Consider the following 2,062-nt stretch of genomic DNA (forward strand, 5'->3'; position numbering starts at 1 on the left):
ATACTTCAACAAAAATATCAACTTGTGATAAGTCACTAATTGGGATAATAGTGTACTGCTTGTCCGTATATCTCTCCGTCCGTGAAGCCGTTACAACCGCTTTTCTGCACATAGTTCAGAATGTAGGTTACGCAATCGTCAATGTTCTTGGCTGGATTGCGGTAGTTCTTCGCAAAGAGCGTGTCTTCCTCCGCACGTTGTTCCAAATACATCTGTATCGTTCTCTTGAAATGGTCTGTTCCTTTCATATCGCTGTCGTTTTTATGAGTTGTCAAATAGTATGTTTCAAAATCTCCCTCCAATAAATCGGCTCAACCTCGCTCAATAGGAAGTCTATAAAGTCCTTCCGTGCGTCCTTGTTCAGTTCGTGGTAGAGTCCACGGAACACGGACATATTGCCGTTGAGGTATGTTTCCACCATGTACTCGAAGATGTTGCCCACCTCGTAGTATCTGCATTGTTGCTCCACTGTCTTGCTTCTTCTCTTTGCCATGTCGGTAGGGATTAAAGGGTGAATAACCAAAGAATGAAGCCGAAGAACAGGATAACGGAAAGAATAGCCACGATTACCCCTATTGCCACTCGGAACACTCCGTTTATTATCTCTCTGACGATGTACCAAAGGATGCCGGACACCCAAAAGGCGGTGCGCATGATTAGGGTGCATATCGCAAGCCCTATGTATTGCGCCATTTGTCTGAAATTTACCGTTGCTGTCATAGCCGTATCATTTGTTAAGTTCCACGATGCTGTCTATCCTGCCGTATAGGAAACTGCGGAGTGCGGTCTTGTCGGTAGCCTTGTATTCCGCCCAATGTCCATACTGCTTTACAATGTAGGTTCGGAGAATGTCGGAAAAGTCAAACATCCAACCTTGCAAGGGTACTGCGCTCTTGAAATAGGTGTTGCTGTTCACGTTGCGTGTAAGCCAATCCTTTTCCTCTCGGCTCAATTTCTCACCATTGTTCAGTTTGGTGCGAAGTCCGTACACCTTGCTGCCTTGCAGGTTCTCCAAACTTGGTACTTCCCATGCCACGAATTTTGTTGCTATTGCCGTTCTCATATCCGTTTTGTTTTTGATTTTTTGTTTTTTAATGCGGATTCAAGAGCTGAGGGAGTTGAGTTTCAAACTATCTTATCTGCTTCTCGTTTATCCGACATTTTTTTTAATGCGTCTTTCTGTCGCATCGGTCGTTTTCGTTTCGGGTGCTTAAAAAGGTAGGGATTAGGGAATGCAAGGTTTTTCGGAAAAATACTACCCGAAAGGCTGGAGATTTTTCCAGAAAACAGGAGGCTTGACCTTGCTTTCCCGTACAATCCCGGAGTTACCTTTGCACCCAGCACGAAAATGACTGCCTGATGCGGCTCACTGAAAGGCGCGAAAATGGAGGTAAACGGAAGTGGAGGCAGATTAGACAGGAAAACTTCAAAAGAGAAATCCGTGAAAAAGACATCCCCAACAGAAAAGAACATAGCCGGTAGCGTGAAACCGAGCAAACCATCGGCAAGGAAGTATGTTTTTATCTGTTTGGCCAAACGTGTTTGGTCGGATGGATAAAATCATTCTTCCCGGTTTGTCTGCCGTGAGTGACGGCTTGTTCCATTTATGGAATGTGCGGTCATACACGGCTTTCCGCTTCCGGCTCAAAAGGACAACGAAAAAAGAAAAATCGTCAAAACCCCGTAAAAGCACCTCTTTGGCATAAGCACAAAAGAAAGGGGCCTTGTCTCATCAGTCTAAACTATTGTTTAGGCGTGAGGCAAAGCCCTTTTCTCCGCTTATGCGGCAGTCGGCACACGTTCGTTCAAAATCTTTTTGGGCGATGGTGTGCTGACGGATAAAATCGCTTTTACGGAAAAACTTGTGTGAGAAGAAAAAATCAGGAGATTCATTTCTAAATCTCCCGTTTTATTGTTACTTTTGCATACGAAGAGTTCTTTGAAGGTTACGCAACGCACAGAAGAATAATGCAGTAGATAACTAACTAATTCGTAACCTATTACTATTATGAGCGATTACCCAATGCTCATTTCCAATAAATTACACTCTTTTCGTAACTTC

The 2,062-nt window shown here is 43.9% G+C and carries 4 protein-coding genes and 1 pseudogene; all 5 read right to left on the minus strand.

Annotation, left to right across the window (positions count from 1 at the left end; all coding sequences use genetic code 11):
* Nucleotides 1-44 precede the first annotated feature (44 nt).
* Nucleotides 45-248: pseudogene (locus DW039_RS20635) on the minus strand (PcfK-like family protein); the annotation flags it as partial.
* A 23-nt stretch (nt 249-271) separates the two neighbouring features.
* Nucleotides 272-493 (minus strand): hypothetical protein, encoded by a 222-nt coding sequence (locus tag DW039_RS20640; protein WP_008019901.1) that lies wholly within the window; start codon nt 491-493, stop codon nt 272-274.
* An 11-nt stretch (nt 494-504) separates the two neighbouring features.
* Nucleotides 505-720: a hypothetical protein gene (locus DW039_RS20645; RefSeq protein WP_005643957.1), complete on the minus strand. Its 216-nt coding sequence runs from the start codon at nt 718-720 to the stop codon at nt 505-507.
* Between the two features lie 7 nt (nt 721-727).
* Entirely contained in the window at nt 728-1,063 is a 336-nt protein-coding gene (locus DW039_RS20650) for a hypothetical protein (protein WP_004310306.1), read from the minus strand.
* A 62-nt stretch (nt 1,064-1,125) separates the two neighbouring features.
* Nucleotides 1,126-1,536: a hypothetical protein gene (locus DW039_RS21160; protein ID WP_032588465.1), complete on the minus strand. Its 411-nt coding sequence runs from the start codon at nt 1,534-1,536 to the stop codon at nt 1,126-1,128.
* Nucleotides 1,537-2,062: the final 526 nt, after the last annotated feature.

The organism is Bacteroides sp. AF39-16AC, assembly GCF_003602735.1.
GTDB lineage: Bacteria > Bacteroidota > Bacteroidia > Bacteroidales > Bacteroidaceae > Bacteroides > Bacteroides uniformis.

Bases quoted from the DNA above. Each gene is read 5' to 3' on its own strand.
- DW039_RS20640 (WP_008019901.1), bottom strand. From the start codon at position 493: ATGGCAAAGAGAAGAAGCAAGACAGTGGAGCAACAATGCAGATACTAC.
- DW039_RS20645 (WP_005643957.1), bottom strand. From the start codon at position 720: ATGACAGCAACGGTAAATTTCAGACAAATGGCGCAATACATAGGGCTT.
- DW039_RS20650 (WP_004310306.1), bottom strand. From the start codon at position 1,063: ATGAGAACGGCAATAGCAACAAAATTCGTGGCATGGGAAGTACCAAGT.